Here is a 4,081-nt window from a genome sequence, read left to right as displayed (position 1 = left end):
CGAAGCTACGTCCTGGCCCCCTACCAGCAGGTCAAGGACACCCGCAGCGGCCAGGCCTTCAGCAACGTCGACGCGATCCTCGACGGCGATATCGATAAACTGATCGAGGGGGTCCTCGTCGCGGAAGCGGAGAAACAGAGCGGAGAGCAGTAGTCCTCCCGCTCTACGACGCTCCCATTGTCCCAATCTGCCATAACCTTTCATTAATCCCTTTTGTTCTATCATATTCCATAACTTTTCCCGATATTTCATAAAGGTTGTCGATGCGACGTCTCCTGTTCGGTCTCACCCTCTTTCTGGTCACGCTCTTTTCCGGCTGCGGAAACGACGAAAGCTCTCCCGCCGTCAAAGTCCCTCCACCGCTGCAGGTGGAGATTCTCGTCGCCCACAAGAAGCCGGTGGCCATCTGGGAGACCTTCACGGGCACCGCCAAAGCGAGCAGCGAACAGGTAGTCAGGGCCCGCGTATCGGGAAAACTGATCGCACGCTACTTCGAAGACGGCCAGATCGTCAAGAAGGGGCAGAAGCTCTTTTTGATCGAGCCCGACCGCTACAAAGCGGCTTTGGCCGCGGCCAAAGCCCAGAAAGAGAAGGACGAAGCCCACCTTCGCCTGGCCCAGGCCAACGTGGCCCGCTACCGACCGCTTGTAGACGAGGGGCTCGCCCCCCGGGCGACGCTGGAGGAGTTCGAGGCGCAGGTGGCCGAGTTCAAGGCGGCCATCCTGGCCGACGAGGCGAAGATCGCGGATGCGAAGCTGAACCTCGGCTATACCATCGTGCGCGCTCCCATCACGGGCCGGGCCGGGGCGCGGAAAGTGGATGTGGGCAACCTGGTAGGCATGGGCGAAGCGACCCCGCTGGTAAGCATTCTGGGGATCGACCCGATCTACGTCACTTTCAGCCCCAGCGAAAAGGAGGCGCAGAAGATCCGGCATTACGGGGGTGCCGATCGCAAGCGGGCGGTCATCCGCATTCCCGCCTCCGACGAGATGCTTAAACGCACCGAGCTAAACGCCACCGTCGACTTCGCCGACAACCGGGTCGATCTTCAGACCTCCACCGTCACGATGCGCGCCACCGCTCCCAACCCCGACGGCGCGCTCCTGCCCGGCACTTTCGTCTACCTCGACCTCTTCGTCACCGACCGCTACCCCTTCTTCACCGTACCCGTCGAGGCGCTTTTCGAAGACCAGCAGGGCAAGTTCGTCTACGTCGTCAAGGAGGGCAAAGCGGCCCGCCGCACCGTCGAAGTCGCTTTCACCACCCGTACCTTCGTGGCTGTCAAAAAAGGGCTGGAAGAGGGCGATGCCGTCATCGTCTCCCAGCTGATGAAGGTCCGCGACGGCCTGCCCGTCCAACCCGAAGAGGACAAAAAGTAGATGTTTTCGATCTTTTTTATCAAGCGCCCCGTCTTCGCGTCGGTCATCGCGCTGCTCATCGTCATCGCGGGCACCCTATCGCTGGCGCTGCTGCCGGTACAGGAGTTTCCCGATGTGACGCCTCCCACCGTCACCGTCACCGCCAACTACACCGGCGCCAACGCCTTCGACGTCGAAGAGAGCGTCACCCGCCCTCTGGAGGACAAGCTCAACGGCGTCAAGGGGATGATCTACATGGAGTCCTCCTCCACCTCCGCGGGCACCTCGCTCATCAAAATCTTTTTCGAGCCGGGCTACGACCTGGACATCGCCGCCGTGGACGTGCAGAACAAGGTCTCCATCGCCGAACCCTCCCTGCCCGCGGAGGTCAAACAGCAGGGCATCACCGTCAACAAAGAGAGCTCCAACATGGTCTGCGCCGTCACGATCAGCGGCGACGAGCGGTATGATGACAAGTTTTTGAGCAACTTCATCACCATCAACATCCTCGACGAGCTCAAGCGGATTCCCGGCGTGGGAAAAGCGGAAGTGATGGGGGAGAAGAAGTACGCCATGCGCGTCTGGCTCGATCCCGACAAGCTCAAATCCCTGGGCCTCTCCCCCTCGGAGGTGGTCGCCGCCATCCGCGCCCAGAACCGCCAGGCGGCCCTGGGCAAGATCGGCGCCTCCCCCTCGCCTGACGATCAGAAGTTCGAATATGTCCTCACCACCGAAGGACGCCTGGCGACGGTGGAGGCCTTCGAGCATATCGTCGTACGCCATGACGAAAGACGCCTGGTCTACCTCAAAGACGTGGCCCGCGTGGAGCTGGGTGCCGAGAAATACGACTGGAACGCGGTGCTCGACAACCGCCCCACCGGCATGATCGGCATCTACCAGCTTCCCGGCTCCAACGCCCTGGATATCCGCAAGAAAGTGGGCGAGACGATGGAGCGGCTCAAGTCCCGCTTTCCCGAGGGGTTGAGCTACCAGATTCCCTACGACACCACCCGCTATGTGGAAGTGGCCATCGACAACGTGGTCCAAAACCTGATCGTCGCCGTGCTGCTGGTCATCGTCATCATCTACATCTTTTTGCAGTCGTGGCGCCCCACCGTCATCGCTTCGGTCGCGATCCCCGTCTCGCTCATCGGCGCTTTCGCCGCCATGCAGATGGCCCCGGGCTTTTCGATCAACTTCCTGACGCTCTTTGGGCTGATTCTCGCCATCGGCATCGTCGTCGACGACGTCATTCTGGTCGTGGAGAACGTGGAGGTCATCATGCAAAAGGAGCCCGACCTCCCCATCCCCGAAGTGGTCAAAAAGGCGATGAAAGAGCTCATCGGCCCCATCATCGCCACGACGCTGGTGCTGGTGGCGGTCTTCGTGCCGGTCTCGATGATGCCGGGCATCACGGGCTCTTTGTACCAGCAGTTCGCGCTGACGATCTCCTTTGCCGTCATCATCTCCTCGCTCAACGCCCTCACCCTCTCGCCCGCGCTTAGCGCCATCATCATCCGCCGCCAGAAGGCGGGCGTCAAAAAACCCTGGGTCTTCGCGAAATTCGAAGCCGGATTCGAGAAGCTCACCGCCGGCTACAGCGCGCTGGTGGGCTTTCTGGTGCGGCGGCGCAAAAGCGTGATGCTCGGATTTGTCGGCCTTCTCGGTGCGGTCTACTGGCTCTTTGCCAACACCCCCACCGCCTTCGTGCCCTCCGAAGACAAGGGGGCGCTGATCGTCTCCATGACCCTGCGGCCCGGCAGCTCCGTAGAGCGCACCAAAGAGGTGCGTACCAGACTGGCTGCCGAAGTGGCGAAAATCCCGGGCGTGGCCGACACCATCGGCATCGACGGCTTCAACGCCATCTCCGGTACCCTCGACCCGAGTGCGGGCGTGCTTTTCGTGGCGCTCAAACCCTGGGAAGAGCGCAAAGATCCCGCCCAGAGCGTCGACGCCATCGTCGGAACCATCAACCGTCTGGGCGCCAAATACGGCGACGCGCAGGTGGCCGCCTTCAACCTGCCGGGCATTCCGGGACTGGGAAGCGTGGGAGGCTTCGACTTTCGGGTGCAGGACTACCTCTCGGGCGATCTGGGCACCTTCATGACCCACGTGCGCCGACTCATCGCCGAGGCCAACAAGGACCCCCGCATCGAACGCGCCTTCACCACCTTCAACCCCGCCTACCCGATGTACACGATCGACATCGACCGCGCCAAAGCCGCGACGCTGGGGGTGGACCTCTCGGAGCTCTTTACGACGCTGCAATCTTTCCTGGGATCCGTCTACGTCAACGACTTCACCAAGTTCGGCAAGGTCTTTCGGGTCTTCGTGCAGGCCGACACCCCCTACCGCATCGAACGGGCCGACATCGCCAAACTCTTCGTCAAGAGCGTCTACGGCAAGATGGTCCCCGTCGACACGCTGGTCAAAGTCGAAGAGACTCTCGGACCCCAGAACCTTTCCCACTACAACCTCTACCGCTCCGTGCAGATCACGGGAAACGCCGCACCCGGCTACAGCTCCGGCGAAGCGATGACGGCGATGGAGGAGATCGCAAAGCGGGTGCTGCCCGACGGCTACGGTTTCGAGTGGTCTGGCATGAGTTACCAGGAGAAGCTGGCGGGCAACGCCCAGATCTACCTCTTCGCCTTCGTGACGCTGGTGGTCTATCTGGTGCTGGCGGCGCAGTACGAAAGCTGGGTGCTGCCGCTTATGATTCT

2 protein-coding genes and 1 pseudogene are annotated in these 4,081 nt (G+C 61.6%); all 3 read left to right on the top strand.

The window, feature by feature from the left end:
* Positions 1-153: pseudogene (gene prfB, locus Q1K23_RS08245) on the top strand (peptide chain release factor 2); the annotation flags it as partial.
* Between the two features lie 110 nt (positions 154-263).
* Complete coding sequence (locus Q1K23_RS08240) at positions 264-1,379, top strand: efflux RND transporter periplasmic adaptor subunit (RefSeq protein ID WP_300363731.1); 1,116 nt, start codon at positions 264-266, stop codon at positions 1,377-1,379.
* Positions 1,380-4,081, top strand: a 2,702-nt coding sequence (locus Q1K23_RS08235; RefSeq protein ID WP_300363729.1) for an efflux RND transporter permease subunit, incomplete at its 3' end; no start/stop codon positions are given.

Source organism: Hydrogenimonas sp. (assembly GCF_029933015.1).
Lineage (GTDB): Bacteria > Campylobacterota > Campylobacteria > Campylobacterales > Hydrogenimonadaceae > Hydrogenimonas.
This window is presented reverse-complemented; position numbering and strand designations above follow the sequence as displayed.